We start from the raw sequence: 18,292 nt of genomic DNA, 5'->3' as shown, positions 1-18,292 counted from the left end.
GGTAAGTCAAAGGTGGCGTGCCCGGGCCCTGTGCTGCCGCGTGAAGGCCCCCTTCCCTACTCTGAAGGTCAATGCCAAGAACTTAAGCGGCAGTGCCTGAGGTTCCCCTGATCGTCCATAAAGGACGCTTACCGTGGCAAATTGTCCGTTTGAGTATCATTTGCCCGTATTTCCAAGTCCGTGAAGGCCTCCTTGAGGGACTCTGAGTCCCTCAAGGAGGCCTTCACTACCACGTTTGCCCTACCCGTCAATAGCCGTCATTACCACTCACGAGCGACCGGGCACCTGGCTGGGGGAGAATTCCGGCGACCGTGTCCGGTCTGGTCCGGCGGCTCCGACGTCTCCGGCAGAAGGCACCGACACGGTGCCGGCCGAGAGGAGAAATCGTGAAGTACATGATCATGATGTTCGGGTCGCAGAAGGACCTCGACAGCATCGGCGGCACCTGGAGCGCCGAAGACATCACCGCCCTGCACGAGTTCATGGCCAAATGGAACAACGACCTGGTCGAGTCGGGCGAGTTCGTCGACGCGCAGGGGCTCACCCAGCCGGCCCACGCCCGCCGTATCTCCCTCCGTGACGGCGCGCCCGTCGTGACGGACGGGCCGTACGCCGAGACGCAGGAGGTCTTGGTCGGCTACACGACCGTCGACTGCGCGAGCTACGACCGCGCGACCGAGATCGCGGCGAAGCTGGCGGACACCCCGTATCCGGAGGGCACCGACCTCGGCCGCGACTGGTACGTCGACATCCGGCCGTGCGCCGACAGCTTCGAAGAGCTGGAGCTCTAGGTGCCGGAGGGTGGCACCGAGGAGCTGCTGCGTGCGCTGTCACCGCAGGTCCTCGGTGCCCTTGTCCGCCGGTACGGCCACTTCGACCTGGCGGAGGACGCGACGCAGGAAGCGCTGCTCGCCGCCTCGACCCAGTGGCCTGCCGAAGGAACACCGGACAATCCGCGGGCCTGGCTCATCACGGTCGCCTCGCGACGGCTGACCGATCTGCTCCGCGCCGAGCAGGCGCGGCGCCGTCGCGAGGACATCGTCACCCAATGGACGCTGCCGGAGGAGCAGCTCGCCCCGGCGGCGGACCGGCGCGCCGCCGACACCGACGACACGCTCATCCTGCTTTTCCTGTGCTGTCACCCGTCGTTGTCCCCGGCGTCGCAGATCGCGCTGACCCTGCGGGCGGTCGGCGGTCTCACGACGGCGGAAATCGCCCGCGCGTTCCTGGTCCCCGAGTCGACGATGACCCGGCGGATCAGCCGCGCGAAGACCGCCATCAAGACCAGCGGCGTCCCGTTCGGCATGCCGCCGGAGGCCGATCGCGCGGCGCGGCTCGACGCGGCGCTCCACGTGCTGTACCTGATCTTCAACGAGGGTTACGCCAGTACGTCAGGTCCCGATCTGACACGGAGCGAGCTTTCCGCCGAAGCCATCAGGCTGACCAGGATCGTGCACCGGCTCTTGCCGGAAGACAGCGAGGCCACCGGGTTGCTCGCGCTGATGCTGCTCACCGACGCCCGGCGTCCGGCGAGGACAGGGCCGGACGGCGTCCCGGTCCCGATGTCCGAACAGGACCGGAGCCGCTGGAACGGCGAGTACATCGCGGAAGGGGTCGCGCTGCTGTCCGAGGCGTTGCCGCACGGCCCGACCGGGCCGTTCCAGATCCAGGCGGCGATCGCCGCGCTGCACGACGAGGCACCGGACGCCGAACGGACGGATTGGCCGCAGATCGAAGCCCTGTACGGCCTTCTGCTGCGGCTGTCCGACAATCCCGTGGTGACGCTGAACCACGCGGTCGCCGTCGGGATGGCCCAAGGCCCGCGGCAAGGTTTGGCGGCGTTGGAAAAGCTCGGCGACCGGCTCTCCGGCGACCACCGGTTCCACGCCGCCCGTGGCCATCTGCTCGAAATGGCCGGGGACACCGCCACAGCCGTCGAGTCCTATGTGGAGGCCGCTCGCCACGCGGCGAGCCTGCCGCACCAACGGTATCTTCACGCCCGCGCCGCCCGCCTGCGGGACTCGTGAGTGGTAATGACGGTTCTAACCGTCATTACCACTCACGAGTCTTTGCTTGCGGCACCGGGGTTCTAGCAGCTGAGCAGGAGCCCGGTGATCGCGGTGCAGGTGGACGACGCGGTGTTGTTGGCCGCGTTCGGGTCGGTGACGGAACTCTGCGTGATCTTCGCGGTCGTCTTGACCGGGCCGAGCGTCAGCAGTCCGGCGGCCACCGAGAACTTGGCCGTACCACTGGATCCGGTCGCGATCGAGGAGAAGTCGCAGTTGACGATCTTCGTACCGCTCGGGTTCGAGCAGGTGGACGAGCCGGTGAAGCGCAGCCCGTTGCCGAGGGTCGAAGCCACCCGGATCCCGGACGCCGTGGCCGGACCCGCGTTCGTGACCTTGACCGTGTACTCGACCGACGAGGTCAGGATCCCGCGCGGCGACGCGGTCAACGTGACACCGAGGTCGGCCGTGGTCGGGACGTCGGTGATGGTCAGCACCGGACCGTCGAGGATCTCGAAGCTGTAGTTGTCGCCGACGAACTGGTGCTGCAGGGTGACACTGCCCAGGGCGGCGTCGTCCTTGACCCGGAAGGTGAACACCACGGTCTTGCTCTGGCCGGGTGTCACGGTGCCGACCCCGCCGCGGATGCTGCTGCCGAGCATGTCGCAGGCGAAGGCGCCGGGACACGAAACCAGGTCGACAAGCGCCGGCAGCGAGGATTCCTTGCCGTAGAGGGTCGCCTTGCCCCCTTCGATGGTCGAAGTCGGGTCGGCGTTGTAGACGGTCTGCGTGACGGTGAACGTCTGTCCACGTTGGACTGTGGTCGGCGAAACCTCCACCGCGCTGGTCGGCGGCGCCGCGAGCGCGGAAGCCGGTGCCACCAGCATGATCGTGGCCACAGCGGCCACCAGAGACAGAAGTGAGGCTCTTCGAAGCTTCATCGGTTCTCACTATTCCGGTCGGGGGGCGTCGCGCCGATCGGTGCGGACAACGATCAGTCGCCGCAGAACGGACATTCGTTACCGCCGTCTCCCGCCAAGTGGCCCGCCGCGTTCACCCGCTCGGGGTAACCCAGTCGCGTCTTCCCCTCCTACCGCGCCGAGATCCGTTCGGCGAGGCCGAAGGCGGCGTACATGGCCGGGTCCACGAAACCGGAGATCTCGAGAATCCGTCCCGCCGAGAGCGTGAGCACAGTGACGGCTCCGAGGCCCAGCTCCTCCGCACCGTGTTCTCCCTGGTAGGCCACGAAAGCGAGCTGCCCGTTCGCGTGGATCGGGAACAACTTCCACCGCGTTTCGGCGACCCGTTCACGCAGGAAACGGCCGACGGCCTCCCGGCCGGAGAACCAGGCGGGCAACGGCGGCATGGTGAACCGCGCGTCTTCGGTCAGCAGTTCGAGCAGCGCGGGGACGTCGGCCCGTTCCCAAGCTGTGACAAAAGCGTCGACCAGCTCCCGCTGTTTGTCCTCCCCCAGCTCGCGCAGGATCGCCTGCTGACTGGGCCCGCCGACCCGGTCGTCCAGGCTCTTGCGCGCCCGCTGCAGCGCGCTGTTCACCGAGGCCACCGAGGTTTCCAGCAGGTCGGCGACTTCGGCCGCGGAGAAGGCGAGGACGTCACGCAGGATCACCACCGCACGCTGCGTGGCAGGCAGATGCTGCAGCGCGGCGACGAACGCGAGCTCGACGCTTTCCCGCAGTTCGTACCGGGCTTCGGGATCGAGCCCGCCTTCGAGGAGATCGTCCGGGTAGGGCTCGATCCACACCGATTCGGTCACCGGCGATCCCTTGCCACGCGCCGAGAAGCGCGTTCTGCACCGCGTCCTCCGCGTCCTGGACACAGCCGAGCATCCGGTAGCAGTGCGCGTGCAGCTCACGGCGGTACGGCTGGACGAGACGGACATCACCGAGCCCTGCCATGCCTGGGGCGAGGAAATGGCGCGTCGCGGTATCCGCGTCAACGGGATGGGACTGCGCCCGCCCGAGTCGGGGACCACGATCCGCGTCCGCGGCGGCAAAGCGCTGCTCACCGACGGCCCGTTCGCCGAGACCAAGGAACAGATCGGCGGCATCAATATCCTCGACTGCGAGAGCCTCGAACAAGCCGTCGAGGCGGCGAAAAGTCATCCGTGGGCCGCGATCGGCACCATCGAAGTACGCGAAATGCTTTAACCGGTGATGCGCACGGTGACCTGGTTGTCGGCGTAGGTGTAGGCCACGTACTCGAATTCGACGCCCGTGCGTTCGACGTACTCCAGCCACGCCTTGTGTTCGTGCTGCTGCCAGCCGGGGTAATTGAAGAACTCGTCGAAGTGCACGATGCTGCCCGGTCGCAGACGCGGGCCTGCCAGATCCAGCACGGTTTTCGCCGAGCTGTACAGATCTCCGTCCACGTGAAGGAAATCGACGACGCCGTCGTGCTGCTCCAGGAATCCGGGCAGTGTGTCGGCGAAGAGGCCGACGACGAGTTCGGCGCCGGGAACGTCCGGGAGATCGTCGCGGGCGAACGAACCGGCGGGCATCCCGTTGAGCCAGTTCTCCGGCAGACCCTGGAACCAATCGAAGCCATACGTCTCGACACCGCCGCGCGCCTTGGCGATCACGCGCAAGGTGTTCCCGCTCGCGACGCCGAATTCCAGAGCCATTCCGCCCGACGGGGCAAGGGAAAGCGCGTACGCGAGTGTCTCTTGTGGACGAGCGAAGTGGCGTGTGCCGGTCAGCTGCTCGCGAGCGAACCGATTGCTGTCCCGCGCCGCTTCCTGATCGCCGGCGTAGATCATGTCGCGGCGGCTCCGGATCTCGAACTCGATGACGCGATCGAAACAGCGATCCCCTTGCCGGACGATCTCCGCACGCAGTTCCGCGGCGACCCGGTTCAGCTCTTCGGTATAGGGATCGTGGAAGCGCCGGGCGAGCCGGTGCAGGCCGCGGCCGAGGGTGCCACGGGCCGAATGGCGCAAGGTGTTCAGGGCCGAATGGGGTACCAGGTGACGCATTCCGGGACGATACACCAGCACCGTTCGGGTGAACGGCTTCAGAACACCGGGGCCGGTTTCGTTGCGGTAACCGAGGGATCCGCTCCTACCATCGCGTTCGCCGCCGGTGATCGGTCACCGGCGCGGAAAAGGGAGCACGATGAGCAAGATCGTCATTTTCGGGGCAGGCGGCCGTGGCGGACGCCGTGCCGTCACCGAAGCTGTGAGCCGCGGGCACCAGGTGACCGCCGCCGTCCGGGATCCCCGCCGTCACGCGGATCTCGCCGGTGACAACGTCACGGTGATCGCCGCCGACGTCACGGTCGCGGACGACGTCGCGAAGGCCGCCGCCGGGCACGACGCCGCGATCAGTTCCATCTATCGCGCGGATCTCCCGGCACAGGAGTACTACCCGGCCGCCGCGCACGCCCTGATCGACGGCCTCGGCCGGGCCGGTGTCGCGAGGCTCGTCGTCGTCGGCGTCGGATCGGCGCTGGAGATCGCACCGGGTGTCGCGTTCCACGACCAGCCCGGCTGGCCGGCGGAACACCGCGAGTTCTCGCTCGGGCACACGGCGGAACTGGAGGTCCTCCGTGCGTCCGGCGACGCGCTGGACTGGGTGGTCATCGCGCCGCCGCCCGCGATGATCGACGAACACGCCGACCGCACGGGCGAGTACCGCAGCGGGGATCACCGCGTGCTGCCGCGCGCCGAGGACGCCGGACCGTTCTCCTACGCGGATCTCGCGGTCGCGCTGGTCGACGAGATCGAACGGCCGAAGCATTCGAAGGAAATGGTCGCCATCGACCACTGAACCCCTGATGCGCGTGAAGGCCCCCTTCCCTCGGCTGAGCCGAGGGAAGGGGGCCTTCACGCGCTTGAGAAGCGACTAACGCTCCGGGGTGTCGCCACCGTTCTGCTGCTCGGCCAGGAACCGCTCGAACTGGTTGCCCAGCTCCTCCGCGGTCGGCATGTGCTCGACCGACTCCGCGAGCAGGCTCTCCTTGCCGGACGCCTCCATGAACGTGTCGTACTGCCGCTCCAGCGCGCGCACGACGTCGGCGACCTTGTCCGATTCGGCGACCTGCCGGTCGATCTCGGCGTCCGCCTCGCGAGAGGCCTCCCGCAGATCCGCGTCGGGCAGGTTCAGGCCCGTCGCTCTGGCGACCGCTTCGAGCAGGTGCAGCGCCGCGCTCGGGTACGTCGACTCCGCCAGGTAGTGCGGCACGTGCGCGGCGAAACCGGCGGCGTCGTGCCCCCATTCGCCGAAGCGGAACTCCAGGAGGGCCGCGATGCTGCCCGGAACCTGCATCCGGTTCGGCAGCGGCCGGTGCTCGCCGACCAGTTCGTCGCGGGTCGCGTGCGCGGTCACCCCGAGCGGGCGGGTGTGCGGCGCGCCCATCGGGATGCCGTGGAAACCGGTGGTGAGCCGGACGTCCCAGCGTTCGACCAGGCTGCGCACGGCCGCGCAGAACCGCTCCCAGTCGTGATCCGGTTCCGGGCCGGTGAGCAGCAGGAACGGCACACCGTCGGCGTCGTGCAGCAGGTGGACGACCAGTTCGGGGGCGTCGTAGGCCTCCCAGTGGTCGATGGAGTAGGTCATCGTCGGGCGGCGCGAGCGGTAGTCGATGAGGCGGTCGACGTCGAACCGGGCGATCACCCGGTGCTCGGACGAGTTCAGGAGGTGTTCGGCGACGAGCTTGCCCGCCGAACCCGCGTCCATGAACCCGTCGAAGTAGTGCAGGAGCACCGCCCCGCCGAGGTCAGGGACGTCCGAGTCCACCTCGTACAGGTCTTCCGGGTCCAGCGCCACCAGATCCTCCAGCGTTCGTGCTTACAACCGTCTCAGGGTGGCAACGCCCCGACAGGGGGCATCCATTCCGCCGATGGTGGCCGAGATCCTATCCATCCCGTGACAGTTGTCGTGGGCGGTCCACATCGAAGTGGTGCAGGCTGGAGGGGTGACCGAGGAGACAGCACCACCCGTACGGCTCAGTCTGCGCCCTCCCGCCAACCGGGTGAGCCGTCGCGCGATCGGGTACTGGACGGTGTGGGCCGCGGTCGGCTGGGCGGTGCTCATCGGGATCCAGGCGGTGTTCGTGCTCACGAGCGACGACCCGCCGGCGTGGCTCACGGTGACATGGGTGATCTCGTGCGTGCTCGCCCCGCTGCATCTGCTGGTCATGCCGCAGTGGCGGTACCGGATCCACCGCTGGGAGGTCACCGGCGAGGCCGTGTACACCCAGGAAGGCTGGCTCAAACAGGACTGGCGGATCGCGCCGATCTCCCGGATCCAGACCGTCGACATCGAACGCGACCCCGTCGAGCAGCTGTTCCGGCTCGCGAAGATCACCGTGACGACGGCGTCGGCCGCGGGGCCGGTGAAGATCGCCGGTCTCGACCACACCGAGGCGCTCGCGCTGGCCGCGGAACTCACGAAGACCACCCAAGCCACTCCCGGCGACGCGACATGAGCACCGCCGGGGTGACCGCAGACGACACCGAGCTGACCCACTGGCACCGCCTCGACCGCCGGATGCTGCTCATCCGGCCGGTCCTCGACCTCGTCAAGTCACTGCCGGTGCTGATCGGGACGGTGATCCTCGGGCGGGGCAACGGCTGGGAGTGGTTCGGGCTGGGCATCACCGCGCTGACCGTGCTGATCGGGATCTCGCACGTCCTCACGTCGCGATACCGCGTCGCCGACGGTCAGGTGGAATGGACCACGGGCCTGTTGCTGCGCAAGCATCGCGCGATCCCGCTGGACCGGGTCCGCACGGTCGACGTCACCTCGGAGCCGAAGCACCGCCTGTTCTCCCTCAGCGCCGTGCGCATCGGCACCGGACGGCATGCGCAGGGGCCGGGCTCCGACCAGCTGGTGCTCGACGCCGTCAGCGAGACCGAGGCACAGCGGCTGCGCACGGTTCTCTTGCACCGCAAGGAAGTCGTCATCGACGACGAAGCGGCGCCCGCGCCGGAGCAGGTCGTGGCGGAGGTGGACCGGAAATGGCTGCGGTACGCGCCGTTCACGTTGTCCGGGCTCGCCGTGGTGGGCGCGGTGTTCGCCACGGTCTGGCATTTCGCGCATCAGCTGAACATCGCCCCGGAGAATGTCGGCCCGCTGCGGGAGCTCCTGGACGGGCTGGCCGGCACCGCGGTCTGGCTGATCATCGTCGTCGCGGCGGTCGCCCTGCTGGTGGTCGTCTCGCTGCTTTCCGTCGGCGGGTACGTCCTTTCGTTCTGGAACTTCAAGCTCACCCGGGAGACGGAGGGCACCCTGCACATCCGGCGCGGGCTGATCACCACGCGTTCGGTGTCCATCGAAGAGGATCGGCTTCGCGGCGTCGAGGTGAAGGAACCGCTGCCGCTGCGGCTCGCGGGCGGGGCGCGGCTCACCGCGATCGCGGGCGGGCTGCGCGAGGGCAAGGGCGGGGACAAGGGCGGCGGTCTCCTGCTGCCGCCCGCGCCCGTCGGCCGGGTCCACGAGGTCGCCGCCGAGGTGCTGCGGGAGAACTTCGACCCGGCCACCGTGCCGCTGAACCGGCATCCGCGGCGCGCGCTGACCCGGCGGCTCACGCGGGCCGTCGGCGGCGTGCTGATCCTGGCGGCGGTGCTGGCCGGCCTGGCGTGGATCGAGTTCCTGCCGGGATGGATGTGGCAGGTCACGCTGGGCTTCCTGCCGTTCGCCGCGCTCGTGGGCTGGGACCGCTACCGCAATCTCGGCCACGCGATCGTCGGGCGGTACCTGGTCAGCCGCTCCGGTTCGCTGGCCCGGTCGACGGTGGCGATCCGGCGCGAGGGGATCACCGGGATCGTCGTCAGCCGCTCGTTCTTCCAGCGCCGCGCCGGACTGATCACCGTGACCGCGCCGCTCGCGGCGGGCAGGGGCGGCTACCAGGTGGTCGACGTCGGCGAAGCGGCCGGGCTGGCGATGGCGGAGCGGGCCGCGCCCGGCCTGCTCACCCCGTTCCTGCGGCGCACGCCTCAGCGATAGCCGGTGACGTCCGCCGGCTTGCCCGGATCCTGGACCTCGACGAGGTAGCGCCAGCAGTCGGGACGGCTGCCGTCGAGGTCGGTGAATCCGTATTCCCGCGCCAATTCACCGCTGGACACCGATTTCCCGTTCCAGCGGGCGACGTCCGCGTCACCGGCGAGCGCCGCGACCGCCCTGCCGACGAACGCCGGGCTTTCAGAAATGGCGAAATGTGGTTGCACCTTCGTCGCGTCCCGCCAATTCTCTTCGGTGACCTGATAAGCGTCGAGCATCGCTTCGGAACGCAACCAGCCGGGGGTGACCGCCACCGCGGTACCGCCATGCGGTTTCAGTTCGTGGCCCAGCGCGAACGCCATCCGGTTCACCGCGGTCTTGGCGAGATCGTAGAAGAACGAAACCCGGTAGTTCTCCGAGTTGTACGCGGTGGTCCCGTCATTGACCTCGACGACCAGCGCCCCCGGTTTCCTGATCATGAGCGGCAGCGCGAAATGGCTGGTGATGGCATGGGTGTCGATGGCGAGCCGCAGGGTGCGCAATCCGGTGTCCAAAGTGGACTCCCAGACCGTTTTGCCCCATTCGATGGGCGCCCCGTAGATATCGTTGACGAGTACGTCCAGCGCACCCTGTTCGGCGTCGATCCTGGCCACCAGCTCGCGAACCTGCGCTGCCTCCAAATGGTCTACACCGATGGCGATCCCCCGGCCGCCCGCCTCGTCGACGAGCGCCGCGGTCTCCTCGATCGTCTCCGGGCGATTCATTTCCGATCTCCGGGAAGCGGTGCTGCGGCCGGTCACGTAAACGGTCGCGCCCGCCGCCCCCAGCCGCACCGCTATTCCCCGCCCGGCCCCGCGAGTCGCGCCGGCGACCAAGGCGATCTTGCCCGCCAATGGCTTTTCCATGCGTCCGAACCTAGCAAGAAGTCCGCTTGTTCGTGGACCAAAGTCCCTGGTCCGCAATTCACACAATGTGCTACTTTCTTGACTCTTTGTGATTGCCCCGGCGAGAGGTCGAGATGACGCCTGCCGCACGATCCCTGGACACCACCGCTCCCCCGAAACGCACCCCCGGCGCCAGCAGCTCACGCAAGGTCCTGCAGCTCCTGCTTTCGTTTTCCGAACGCCGCTGGGACGCGAGCGTCGCCGAACTCGCCGCGAGGATCGGCACGCCGGTCGCCACGACGTACCGCTATGTCGCACTGCTGAAGGAACTCCAGCTCCTGGAGGAGGGCAAGACCGGGCGCTACCACGTGACGAGTCAGGTGATGCCGCTCGCGCGGGCCGCGCAACTGGCCAACGATCTCGCGCGGCTGGCGCGTCCGGCGATGGAGGAGGCCGCGCGCGATCTCGGCGAGACCGTCCTGCTGTTCCAGCATTTCGGCGACGCCGCGGTCTGCGCGGACCGGGTCGAATGCGAACGCGCGATGCGGTTCACCTTCCAGCCCGGCCATTCCGTCCCGCTCGGCGCGGGCGCGTCGGGCAAGATGCTGCTCGCCATGCTCCCGGAAGAAGAACGCGAGCGGCGGCTTTCGTCGATCGTCCAGCGTCGCGGGCCCAGCGTGCGGGAAGAGGTCAAACGCGCCGGTGCCAACCGGTACGCGGTCAGCTGGGGCGAACTCGACGACGGCGTCTGGTCGTGTTCGGTGCCGATCCCGAGCTCCGGGCACCGGCCCGCGGTGCTGAGCCTCGCCGCCCCGGCCACCCGCATCGGCGACGACGCGAAACGGGCCGCCATCGTCGCGCTCCAGTCGTACGCGAACCGGATCCACCGGGCCGTTTCGTCGTTTTCCCTCTGACGCGCGGGTAATTCGCGCGCGCCGGCATCGGCGGCGGAGTAGAACTCGGTCCGTGATCCGACTCGCCGTCCCCGAAGACCTGCCCGTGCTCCAGGACATCGAACGCGCCGCGGGCGAACCGTTCCGCGCGCTCGGCATGGCCGCGATCGCCGACGACGACCCGCCCTCGCTCGCGGATCTCGCGGCGTACCAGAGCGCGGGCCGGGCCTGGGTCTGCGATGACGGCGAGGGCCCGGTGGCATACCTGATCGCCGAGGTCGTCGACGGCCACGGCCACATCGAGCAGGTGTCCGTGCATCCGGATCACGCGCGGAAGGGCCTCGGGCGGCGGCTGATCGACCACGCCGCGGACTGGTCGGCGCGGGAAGGCCTCGCGGGGCTGACGCTGACGACGTACGCCGAGGTGCCGTGGAACGCGCCGTACTACTCCCGGCTCGGCTTCGTGACGCTTGGCGAAGGGGAACTCACCGACGGTCTGCGAGCCATCCGTGCCCAGGAGATCGCCCGTGGACTGGACGCCTGGCCTCGGGTGACGATGCGGCGATGACGGCTCGGCCACACTGAAGCCATGGAGTACGTCGGTCAGGTGCCCGCCCCGCCGCTCGACCGGTTCATCGACGACATCTACTGTCTGACCGGGGTGCCGCGCCATCGCCGGCTGAACGTCCCGCCCATGCCGTCGGCCCATCTGTTCCTCAATCTGGGCGAGCCGGCGCGCCTGTGGGACTCCGACCCTTCGGTGCCGTCGGCCGTGTTCTCCGACGGATGGTTCATGGGCGTGTGGACCAGGCGTTTCCTCGTCGAATACCCGGCTCGGGTGCGGCTCGTCGGGGTGCATTTCAAACCGTGGGGGATCTCGCCGTTCGTCGCCATGCCGCCCGCCGAACTGCGGAACCGGTGGGTGCCCGTCGACGACGTCTGGCGACGCTCCGTCGACCGGATCCGTAACCGGATCGGCGACCTCGCCTCGGCCACCGCGACCCTGCGGGCGGTGGAAGACGAGCTGCGATCGCGACTCGCCGAAGCACCTTCGCGCGGCCTGGAGCTGGTCCAGCACACCGGAGGATGGCTGGAGACCTCCCACGGCGTCGTCGCGGTCGGCGCACTGACCGAGGCCGCCGGGGTGAGCGGCAATCACCTGGCCGCGCAGTTCAAGGCCCATGTCGGGATCACCCCGAAGCGATTGGCTCGGATCTACCGGTTCGCCCGGTTGATCAATTCCGTGGACACCCTTCGCCCGATCGACTGGTCGGAGTACGCCCACGCGGCGGGGTATTTCGACCAGGCCCACTTCTGCAGGGAGTTCAAGGACTTCACCGGCCACACCCCGACGGAGTACCTGGCCCTGCGGCGCCGGTTCCCCGCCGACCGGGACTTCCCGCCGGACAACGGCCCGATGCCGGCCGAGTGATTTTTTACAAGACCGGGTCGCCGCCGAGCCGGAAAGATCGGAAGGGAACGCGCGAGAGACTCGAGGAGACGCTGTGGGCTCGGTGATCATGCACAACGTGGTGTCGGTGGACGGCTTCATCGCCGACAAGAACGACGACGTCGGCCCGCTCCACGAGTGGTACTTCAACGGGGACACCCCGATCGAGGGTGACGACGAGTTCGACCATTCCGGCTCCGGGAGCCCCTTCAAGGTTTCGAAGGCGTCGGCCGAATACGTCCGGTCGACGTGGACCGCGATCGGCACGATCGTGATGGGCCGCACCTTATTCGACCTGGTGAACGGCTGGGAGGGCCGTCCGCCGACGGGCGACCACGTGGTCGTGGTGTCGCACCGGCCCAAACCCGAGGGCTGGCACCCCGAGGCGTCCTACCATTTCGTCGACGACGTGAAGGCCGCGATCGACAAGGCGCAGGAGCTCTCGGGAGACCGGCTCGTCGCCGTGAACGCCGGTGAAGTGGGTGGCCAGATCCTCGCGGCCGGGCTCGTGGACGAGGTGGCGATGGACGTGGTGCCGGTCGTGTTCGGCTCGGGGAAGCGCTACTTCGGCGGCATCGACGGACAGCATCTGCTGGAGGATCCGCACGTGGTCATCCAGGGCGAGGGGGTCCTCCACCTGCGGTTCAAGGTGCGCCGCTGACCCCGATGGGGTGGACGGCTACCCCGGGCGGGGGACTCGATTGGCCGCACCAGTCGAACGTGTGTTCTACTGTCCGCGCCGGCCCCGGAGGGGGAAGCTCCGCGGGCCGGCACCGGAGCAGAGGAGACACGGATGGCGGTCAAGATCACCCATCTCACCAATGGCCAGCAGGTGCGTTTCGCCAACGCTGACGGCGCCCGCCGCTACGCCGAGATCATCGGCGGCGGGGTCGACAAGTGGCGGTTCACCGTGGTCGGCGGGCCGGAGTTCCCGGAATTGTCGGGGCGGGTCGTCAACGTGCCGGTATGGCGTATGACTTCCAGGTGATACCGGGATCACCGCGTTCCGTCCTCTGATTGCGGTACTTGCACACGCAAGGACCGTGAGCCGGGGCTTGAGGCGGACGTGACATGAAAGGCCCTTTCCTCCTGAATTTCGCGAGGAAAGGGCCTTTCATCGCGTTCCGGCCTAGGCCAGCCGGTCCAGTGCGCGCGGCAAGGCCGTCGCGAGCAGGTCGAGTTCGGCCTCCCCGGCGATCAACGGCGGCGACACCGCGATCCCCTTCGCCAGGTTCCGCACGAGAACACCTTCGTCCCGCGCCAGCCGCTGCAGCCGGTTCGCCGCACCGGGGTTCGCCTCGATGACGTCCGCCTTCAGCTCCACCGCGCCGAGGAAGCCCAGTCCTGCCCGCACTTCCGCGACCAGCGGATGCGACGCCAGCCCGGAAAGCGCGTCCGCCAGCGGTTTCTCCAGTTCCCGTCCGCGCGGGATGAGTCCGTCGCGTTCGTAGATGTCCAGCGTCGCGTTCCCCGCGGCGCACGCGACCGGATGCCCCGCGTACGTCGCGCCGTGCCGCAGCACCGGCGCACCCGGTTCGCCGGTGAAGAACGGCTCGGCCACCCGCGGCGCGACGATCAGCGCGCCCAGCGGGATCGTCCCGCCGGTGATGCCCTTGGCGGTCGTGATCATGTCCGGTTTCACCGCCCAGCGGTCGATTCCGAACCAGGTCCCCAGCCGCCCGAACGCGGCGATCACGCAGTCCGCGACGAACAGCACACCGTGCTCGCGGCAGATCTCGGCGACCCTTTCGATGTACCCGTCCGGCGGCAGCAGGACGCCGCCCGCGCCGATCACCGGTTCGCAGAAGAACGCCGCGACGCGATCCGGCCCGACCCGCTGGATCTCGGCTTCGAGCGCGTCGGCGCTGTCGTACGGGACATGCGAGATGTCGCCCGGCAGCGGCCCGAAACCCGCCGCGTTGGCCGCGATGCCGCCGACGGCTGTGCCGAACCCGTGCGTGCCGTGATACCCCTGCACGCGCCCGATGACGTGCACCTTCTCCGGCCGTCCGGTATGCGCGAAATACGACCGGGCGATCTTGACCGCGGTGTCGATGACATCGCCGCCACCCGAACCGAAGAACACCTTCGAACCCGGTTCCGGCGCCAGCGCGGAGACCCGCTCGGCGAGTTTCAGCGCGGGCTCGTTGGCGTTGTAGCCGAAGAGGTTGTAGGAGTCGAGCGTCCGCAACTGATCCGCGACGGCCACCGCGATCTCCTCGCGCCCGTGCCCGAAATTCGCGTACCAGAGCGACGCCGTCGCGTCGAAGTAGCGCTTCCCCTCGTCGTCCCAGACGTAGGAACCCTCGCCGCGGGTGATGACCAGCCGGTCGCCGTCGACCGCTCCCATGTCCGCGAAGGGGTGCCACAGCGGATTACGCGCGGATGCCGACGACACCATGATCTTCCTCCTCGTGCTCGTGCCCCCATCCTCACCCGGATCAGCCCCCGGCGCGAACACTCCATCGTGCACAGTTCGCGCCGCGGATCTGGCCGGTCTGTCGGCGCACCCTCCGGTGAATTTCCAACACCATCCCAACGGCTCTTGACCTGCCGCGGTCGAGTCCTGTTTGTTGATGAGTGAGTTTGTTCAGAGTTGAGCATTCTGGGAGGAAACTTATGCGTCGTCTCGCTGGCGCGCTCGTCGCCGCCTGCACGCTCACCGCCCTCTGCGCCGTCCCCGCGACGGCCGCCGAAAGCCCGCCACCACCGGCCGCGACCCCGCCGATGGGCTGGAACAGCTGGAACAAGTTCGCCTGCGACATCAACGAAGGACTCATCCGGGAGACGGCGGACGCCATGGTGTCGTCCGGGATGAAGGACGCCGGCTACCAGTACGTCAACATCGACGACTGCTGGGCGGAGAAGAACCGCACCGCCGACGGGAAATACGAACCCCATCGGACCCGGTTCCCCAGTGGCATCAAGGCCTTGGCCGACTACGTGCACGGCAAGGGCCTGAAACTCGGCATCTACACCAGCGCGGGCACGGAAACCTGCGCGCGGACGATGCCCGGTTCGCTCGACCACGAAGAGGTCGACGCACAGACGTTCGCGGACTGGGGTGTCGATTACCTCAAATACGACAACTGCCACAACCAGGGCCGTCCCGCACTGGAGCGGTACACGAAAATGGGCGAGGCGCTGAAGAAGACGGGCCGCCCGATCGTCTACGCCCTGTGCGAGTGGGGCCAGAACAAGCCCTGGGAATGGGGCAAGAACGCGGGCGCGCAGCTGTGGCGCACCACCGGCGACATCAGCGACAGCTGGTCGAGTATGACGAACCTGCTCGATCAGCAGGTCGGTTTGGAGGGCTACGCCGGGCCGGGCGGCTGGAACGATCCGGACATGCTCGAAGTCGGCAACGGCGGCATGACCGACACGGAATACCGCTCCCACTTCGCACTCTGGTCGCTGCTCAACGCGCCGCTGCTGGCGGGCAACGACCTGCGCTCGATGTCCGAAGCGACCAAGAAGATCCTGCTGAACAAGGATCTTCTCGCGGTCGATCAGGACTGGGGCGGCAAGCAGGGCCACAAGATCCGCGACGACGGCGACACCGAGGTCTGGGCGAAGCCGATGTCCGACGGCTCGGACGTCGTCGTGCTGTTCAACCGCGGTGGCGCGCCGGCGACCGTGTCCGCCACCGCCGCCGAGATCGGTGCCCCGGCTTCCTCCGGTTACCGGGTCCGGGATCTGTGGACCGGCGGCGAGACCGACTCCGCCGGGGTCCTGCGGGCGGGACTGCCGAGCCACGGCTCGGCGGTCTTCCGGGTCTGGCCGTCGAACCAGCCTAAGGCCGCGCCGCATACGACACTTTCCCTGGCATCGCCCGAATACGCCGCCGCCGACAAACCGTTCACCACGACGCTGCGGGTGTTCAACGACGGCAGGACACCGGTCACCTCCGGCAAGGTGAAGCTGACGGTCGGCGCGGGCTGGACGCCGGATGGTCAGACCGAGGTACGGATTCCCGCTGTCGCACCGGGAAAGTCGTGGGAGCGGAGCTGGACCGTCCGCCCGTCGTCACCCGGTGGTGACCGGGTCGAGGTCTCCGCGCGGATCGACTACCGGACGTCCTGGGGTGCGCGATCCCTGACCGCGACCGGAAGCGCTCCCCTCGTGAAACCACCGGACGCCGGGACGAGCGCGCTGTCGAAGGCGGTGTTCATGACGGCGGAGAACGGTTACGGGCCGGTCGAACGCGGGACCAGCAACGGCGAATCGGGCGCCGGTGACGGACACCGGATGAGCATCGGCGGGGTGACCTACGACGACGGGCTGGGCGTCCACGCGCCGTCGAAGGTCCGGCTCTACCTGGGCGGCGGGTGCACGTCGTTCGTCTCCTCCGTCGGGGTCGACGACGAGAAGGCCGGGGGCAGCGTGGCGTTCGAGGTCGTCGGCGACGGCAAGCGGCTGGCGAACACCGGCGTGCTCAAGCGCGGCCAGGCCGCTGAGCGGATCTCCGTGCCGTTGAACGGGGTCCAGGAGCTCCATCTGCTCGTGACCGACGGCGGGGACGGGGTCGACTCCGACCACGCGGACTGGGCGGGCGCGACGCTGCGCTGCTGAACCTCGTGAGTGGTAATGACGGTTCTAACCGTCATTACCACTCACGACTCCCGGCGGTCGTAAGCGGTCAGGAGCTGCTTTTCGGCGTCCCGCAGGTACTTCTCCAGCGCCGTCTCGGCCGGGCCGAACCGGCCTCGCTCCAGATCGCGCAGGATCCGCTCGTGCCGCTCCAGGAACGGCTCGAAAAACGCGCGGGTGTTCTCCGCCAGCACGAAGAAAAGCCGCGTCTCCGCCAGCACCTGACGCATCGTCGTACTGACCCGTTCGCTGCCCGCCAGATCGCCCAGCGCCTGATGGAACGCGATGCTCGCGGTCCCGACGGCCTGCCAGTCGCCTTCGTCCGCCGCCGCCCGGCCCCGGCGCACGGCTTGTGCCACAGCCCGGAGATCCACAGTGGACAGTTCGGCCGCACGGCGGAGCGCGCCGCATTCGGTGACCCGTCGCATGACGTAGAGATCCGCGATGTCCCGCGCGGTCAGCTCGCGCACGAAGACGCCGCGGTTGAGTTCGTGCACCGCGAGCCGTTCGTGCGCCAGCAGCTGGAACGACTCGCGCAGGGTGTTGCGGGAGACGCCCAGTGCGGCGCTGATCGAAGGTTCGGAAAGCCTCGACCCTGGCGGGAAGACCCCTTCGGTGATGCGCTGGCGCAGGATCTCGGCGACCCGTTCCGCTGTCCCGCTCCGTTCCAGCAAGGCTCTGTCGCGGGCCAGCGTCTCCTCGGCGGCGGAAGTGGACATGGCGTTACCTGACACCGAGTTCGAAGTCGAGGCTGTACCGGTTCCCCGGCATGGCACCGGCGGCCTTGGCGCCGTCGATCGGCAGCGCGACACCGTTGATGAACCGCGATTCGTCACTCGCCAGGAAGACGACGGCCTTCGCGACCTCCCACGCCTCGCCGACCCGCCCGGCGGGGGTGCTCGCGACCAGTTGATGTTGCCTCGCCTCGAAATCCTCGGGTGAGGCGAGCGTGCCGCGCAGCATGTCGGTGTCGATCGCGCCCGGGTTGACCGTGTTCGCGCGGATCCCCTGATGCGCGTGCGCGACGGCGATCGACTTCGTCATGCCGACCAGCGCGTGCTTGGTGGCGTTGTACACCGGGTCGCCGGGGCGGCCCATCACGCCGCCGTTGGACGACGTCGTGATGATGCTGCCCGCCTTCTGTTCGATCATCCGCGGCAAGACCGCCCGGGTACCGAGGAAGGCGGCGCGGACGTTCAGCGCGAAGATGTTGTCGAACTCCGCCAGTGTGGTGTCGGCCAAGGGCTTCCCGAGATGGATACCGACGTTGTTGAACAGCACGTCGATCCGGCCCGCCTCGGCCAGCACGCCGCGGACGAACTCGTCGACCTGTCCCTCGTCGGTGGCGTCCACAAGGGAGTGAGTGGCGCCTTCGACAGCCTCCGCGGGTTCGCGGATGTCGCTGGTGAACACGGTGGCGCCCTCGGCGACGAATTCCTTCACCGTGGCGAGACCGATCCCCCTGGCGCCACCGAAGACCACCGCGACCTTGCCGGCCAGCCGACCCATG

20 protein-coding genes are annotated in these 18,292 nt (G+C 68.5%); 12 read left to right on the top strand and 8 right to left on the bottom strand.

Annotated elements, in window-relative coordinates; all coding sequences use genetic code 11:
- Positions 1 to 395 precede the first annotated feature (395 nt).
- The gene (locus SD37_RS07280) at positions 396 to 791 is read left to right on the top strand and encodes a YciI family protein (RefSeq protein ID WP_236725443.1); all 396 of its coding nucleotides are present in this window, start codon (positions 396 to 398) and stop codon (positions 789 to 791) included.
- The gene (locus SD37_RS07275; RefSeq protein WP_065912758.1) at positions 792 to 2,027 is read left to right on the top strand and encodes an RNA polymerase sigma factor; all 1,236 of its coding nucleotides are present in this window, start codon (positions 792 to 794) and stop codon (positions 2,025 to 2,027) included.
- Positions 2,028 to 2,089: 62 nt separating this feature from the next.
- Here SD37_RS07275 and SD37_RS07270 read toward each other — a convergent pair whose 3' ends face one another.
- Both SD37_RS07270 and SD37_RS07265 read right to left on the bottom strand, forming a co-directional pair.
- Positions 2,090 to 2,947 carry a hypothetical protein gene (locus SD37_RS07270; RefSeq protein WP_236725284.1) on the bottom strand — a complete coding sequence of 286 codons (858 nt, stop codon included), beginning with the start codon at positions 2,945 to 2,947 and terminating at the stop codon, positions 2,090 to 2,092.
- Between the two features lie 149 nt (positions 2,948 to 3,096).
- Entirely contained in the window at positions 3,097 to 3,843 is a 747-nt protein-coding gene (locus tag SD37_RS07265) for an RNA polymerase subunit sigma-70 (protein ID WP_236725283.1), read from the bottom strand.
- Between the two features lie 25 nt (positions 3,844 to 3,868).
- Here SD37_RS07265 and SD37_RS07260 point away from each other — a divergent pair, with 25 nt between their 5' ends.
- Positions 3,869 to 4,174, top strand: coding sequence for a YciI family protein (locus SD37_RS07260; protein WP_044852398.1), 306 nt, complete (start codon positions 3,869 to 3,871; stop codon positions 4,172 to 4,174).
- On the opposite strand, the gene SD37_RS07255 is transcribed toward SD37_RS07260, so the two are convergent.
- Complete coding sequence (locus SD37_RS07255; RefSeq protein WP_044852397.1) at positions 4,171 to 4,998, bottom strand: class I SAM-dependent methyltransferase; 828 nt, start codon at positions 4,996 to 4,998, stop codon at positions 4,171 to 4,173. The two genes, SD37_RS07260 and SD37_RS07255, sit on opposite strands and share 4 nt — an antisense overlap.
- A 139-nt stretch (positions 4,999 to 5,137) precedes the next feature.
- Between SD37_RS07255 and SD37_RS07250 the strand changes: the two genes are divergently transcribed.
- On the top strand, positions 5,138 to 5,791 hold the full coding sequence (locus tag SD37_RS07250) for an NAD(P)-dependent oxidoreductase (RefSeq protein WP_083254891.1): 654 nt from the start codon (positions 5,138 to 5,140) through the stop codon (positions 5,789 to 5,791).
- Positions 5,792 to 5,866: 75 nt separating this feature from the next.
- On the opposite strand, the gene SD37_RS07245 is transcribed toward SD37_RS07250, so the two are convergent.
- Positions 5,867 to 6,790, bottom strand: coding sequence for a proteasome assembly chaperone family protein (locus SD37_RS07245; RefSeq protein ID WP_044852396.1), 924 nt, complete (start codon positions 6,788 to 6,790; stop codon positions 5,867 to 5,869).
- Between the two features lie 106 nt (positions 6,791 to 6,896).
- On the opposite strand from SD37_RS07245, the gene SD37_RS07240 reads away from it, so the two are divergent.
- Both SD37_RS07240 and SD37_RS07235 read left to right on the top strand, forming a co-directional pair.
- Positions 6,897 to 7,451 carry a PH domain-containing protein gene (locus SD37_RS07240; RefSeq protein WP_044852395.1) on the top strand — a complete coding sequence of 185 codons (555 nt, stop codon included), beginning with the start codon at positions 6,897 to 6,899 and terminating at the stop codon, positions 7,449 to 7,451.
- Positions 7,448 to 8,971 carry a PH domain-containing protein gene (locus SD37_RS07235; RefSeq protein ID WP_044852394.1) on the top strand — a complete coding sequence of 508 codons (1,524 nt, stop codon included), beginning with the start codon at positions 7,448 to 7,450 and terminating at the stop codon, positions 8,969 to 8,971. Before SD37_RS07240 ends, SD37_RS07235 begins: the two co-directional genes overlap by 4 nt.
- On the opposite strand, the gene SD37_RS07230 is transcribed toward SD37_RS07235, so the two are convergent.
- Positions 8,962 to 9,870, bottom strand: coding sequence for an SDR family oxidoreductase (locus SD37_RS07230; protein ID WP_044852393.1), 909 nt, complete (start codon positions 9,868 to 9,870; stop codon positions 8,962 to 8,964). The genes SD37_RS07235 and SD37_RS07230 overlap by 10 nt on opposite strands.
- Positions 9,871 to 9,983: 113 nt before the next feature.
- On the opposite strand from SD37_RS07230, the gene SD37_RS07225 reads away from it, so the two are divergent.
- The 5 genes from SD37_RS07225 to SD37_RS07205 all read left to right on the top strand — a co-directional run bounded on the left by SD37_RS07225 (position 9,984) and on the right by SD37_RS07205 (position 13,180).
- Positions 9,984 to 10,763, top strand: a complete 780-nt coding sequence (locus SD37_RS07225; protein ID WP_044852392.1) for an IclR family transcriptional regulator — start codon at positions 9,984 to 9,986, stop codon at positions 10,761 to 10,763.
- Between the two features lie 10 nt (positions 10,764 to 10,773).
- Positions 10,774 to 11,310 (top strand): GNAT family N-acetyltransferase, encoded by a 537-nt coding sequence (locus tag SD37_RS07220; RefSeq protein ID WP_145926544.1) that lies wholly within the window; start codon positions 10,774 to 10,776, stop codon positions 11,308 to 11,310.
- Between the two features lie 21 nt (positions 11,311 to 11,331).
- Positions 11,332 to 12,174 carry a helix-turn-helix transcriptional regulator gene (locus tag SD37_RS07215; RefSeq protein ID WP_044852390.1) on the top strand — a complete coding sequence of 281 codons (843 nt, stop codon included), beginning with the start codon at positions 11,332 to 11,334 and terminating at the stop codon, positions 12,172 to 12,174.
- A 73-nt stretch (positions 12,175 to 12,247) separates the two neighbouring features.
- Positions 12,248 to 12,853 (top strand): dihydrofolate reductase family protein, encoded by a 606-nt coding sequence (locus tag SD37_RS07210; protein ID WP_044852389.1) that lies wholly within the window; start codon positions 12,248 to 12,250, stop codon positions 12,851 to 12,853.
- 132 nt (positions 12,854 to 12,985) lie between these two features.
- Positions 12,986 to 13,180 (top strand): hypothetical protein, encoded by a 195-nt coding sequence (locus SD37_RS07205; RefSeq protein WP_037319897.1) that lies wholly within the window; start codon positions 12,986 to 12,988, stop codon positions 13,178 to 13,180.
- A gap of 141 nt (positions 13,181 to 13,321) precedes the next feature.
- Here the strand turns inward: SD37_RS07205 and SD37_RS07200 are convergent, their stop codons facing one another.
- A complete protein-coding gene (locus tag SD37_RS07200) occupies positions 13,322 to 14,593 on the bottom strand; it encodes an aminotransferase family protein (RefSeq protein ID WP_044852388.1) in 1,272 nt (423 codons plus the stop codon).
- 218 nt (positions 14,594 to 14,811) lie between these two features.
- On the opposite strand from SD37_RS07200, the gene SD37_RS07195 reads away from it, so the two are divergent.
- On the top strand, positions 14,812 to 16,764 hold the full coding sequence (locus tag SD37_RS07195; protein WP_044852387.1) for an NPCBM/NEW2 domain-containing protein: 1,953 nt from the start codon (positions 14,812 to 14,814) through the stop codon (positions 16,762 to 16,764).
- Positions 16,765 to 16,805: 41 nt separating this feature from the next.
- On the opposite strand, the gene SD37_RS07190 is transcribed toward SD37_RS07195, so the two are convergent.
- Positions 16,806 to 17,501, bottom strand: coding sequence for a GntR family transcriptional regulator (locus SD37_RS07190; RefSeq protein ID WP_044852386.1), 696 nt, complete (start codon positions 17,499 to 17,501; stop codon positions 16,806 to 16,808).
- 4 nt (positions 17,502 to 17,505) lie between these two features.
- Positions 17,506 to 18,291, bottom strand: a complete 786-nt coding sequence (locus SD37_RS07185; RefSeq protein WP_044852385.1) for an SDR family NAD(P)-dependent oxidoreductase — start codon at positions 18,289 to 18,291, stop codon at positions 17,506 to 17,508.
- Position 18,292 lies beyond the last annotated feature (1 nt).

The sequence above is a fragment of the Amycolatopsis orientalis genome (genome assembly GCF_000943515.2).
In the GTDB taxonomy this organism is placed as follows: domain Bacteria; phylum Actinomycetota; class Actinomycetes; order Mycobacteriales; family Pseudonocardiaceae; genus Amycolatopsis; species Amycolatopsis orientalis.
The sequence above is the reverse complement of the archived record's forward strand: the minus strand, read 5'-3'. Positions and strand labels throughout refer to the sequence as shown.

Coding starts and splice junctions, on each gene's coding strand:
- SD37_RS07280 (WP_236725443.1), top strand. CDS start 396: ATGATCATGATGTTCGGGTCGCAGAAGGACCTCGACAGCATCGGCGGC.
- SD37_RS07205 (WP_037319897.1), top strand. CDS start 12,986: ATGGCGGTCAAGATCACCCATCTCACCAATGGCCAGCAGGTGCGTTTC.
- SD37_RS07250 (WP_083254891.1), top strand. CDS start 5,138: ATGAGCAAGATCGTCATTTTCGGGGCAGGCGGCCGTGGCGGACGCCGT.
- SD37_RS07230 (WP_044852393.1), bottom strand. CDS start 9,870: ATGGAAAAGCCATTGGCGGGCAAGATCGCCTTGGTCGCCGGCGCGACT.
- SD37_RS07225 (WP_044852392.1), top strand. CDS start 9,984: ATGACGCCTGCCGCACGATCCCTGGACACCACCGCTCCCCCGAAACGC.
- SD37_RS07270 (WP_236725284.1), bottom strand. CDS start 2,947: ATGAAGCTTCGAAGAGCCTCACTTCTGTCTCTGGTGGCCGCTGTGGCC.
- SD37_RS07200 (WP_044852388.1), bottom strand. CDS start 14,593: ATGGTGTCGTCGGCATCCGCGCGTAATCCGCTGTGGCACCCCTTCGCG.
- SD37_RS07215 (WP_044852390.1), top strand. CDS start 11,332: ATGGAGTACGTCGGTCAGGTGCCCGCCCCGCCGCTCGACCGGTTCATC.
- SD37_RS07195 (WP_044852387.1), top strand. CDS start 14,812: ATGCGTCGTCTCGCTGGCGCGCTCGTCGCCGCCTGCACGCTCACCGCC.
- SD37_RS07185 (WP_044852385.1), bottom strand. CDS start 18,291: ATGGGTCGGCTGGCCGGCAAGGTCGCGGTGGTCTTCGGTGGCGCCAGG.
- SD37_RS07235 (WP_044852394.1), top strand. CDS start 7,448: ATGAGCACCGCCGGGGTGACCGCAGACGACACCGAGCTGACCCACTGG.
- SD37_RS07190 (WP_044852386.1), bottom strand. CDS start 17,501: ATGTCCACTTCCGCCGCCGAGGAGACGCTGGCCCGCGACAGAGCCTTG.
- SD37_RS07255 (WP_044852397.1), bottom strand. CDS start 4,998: ATGCGTCACCTGGTACCCCATTCGGCCCTGAACACCTTGCGCCATTCG.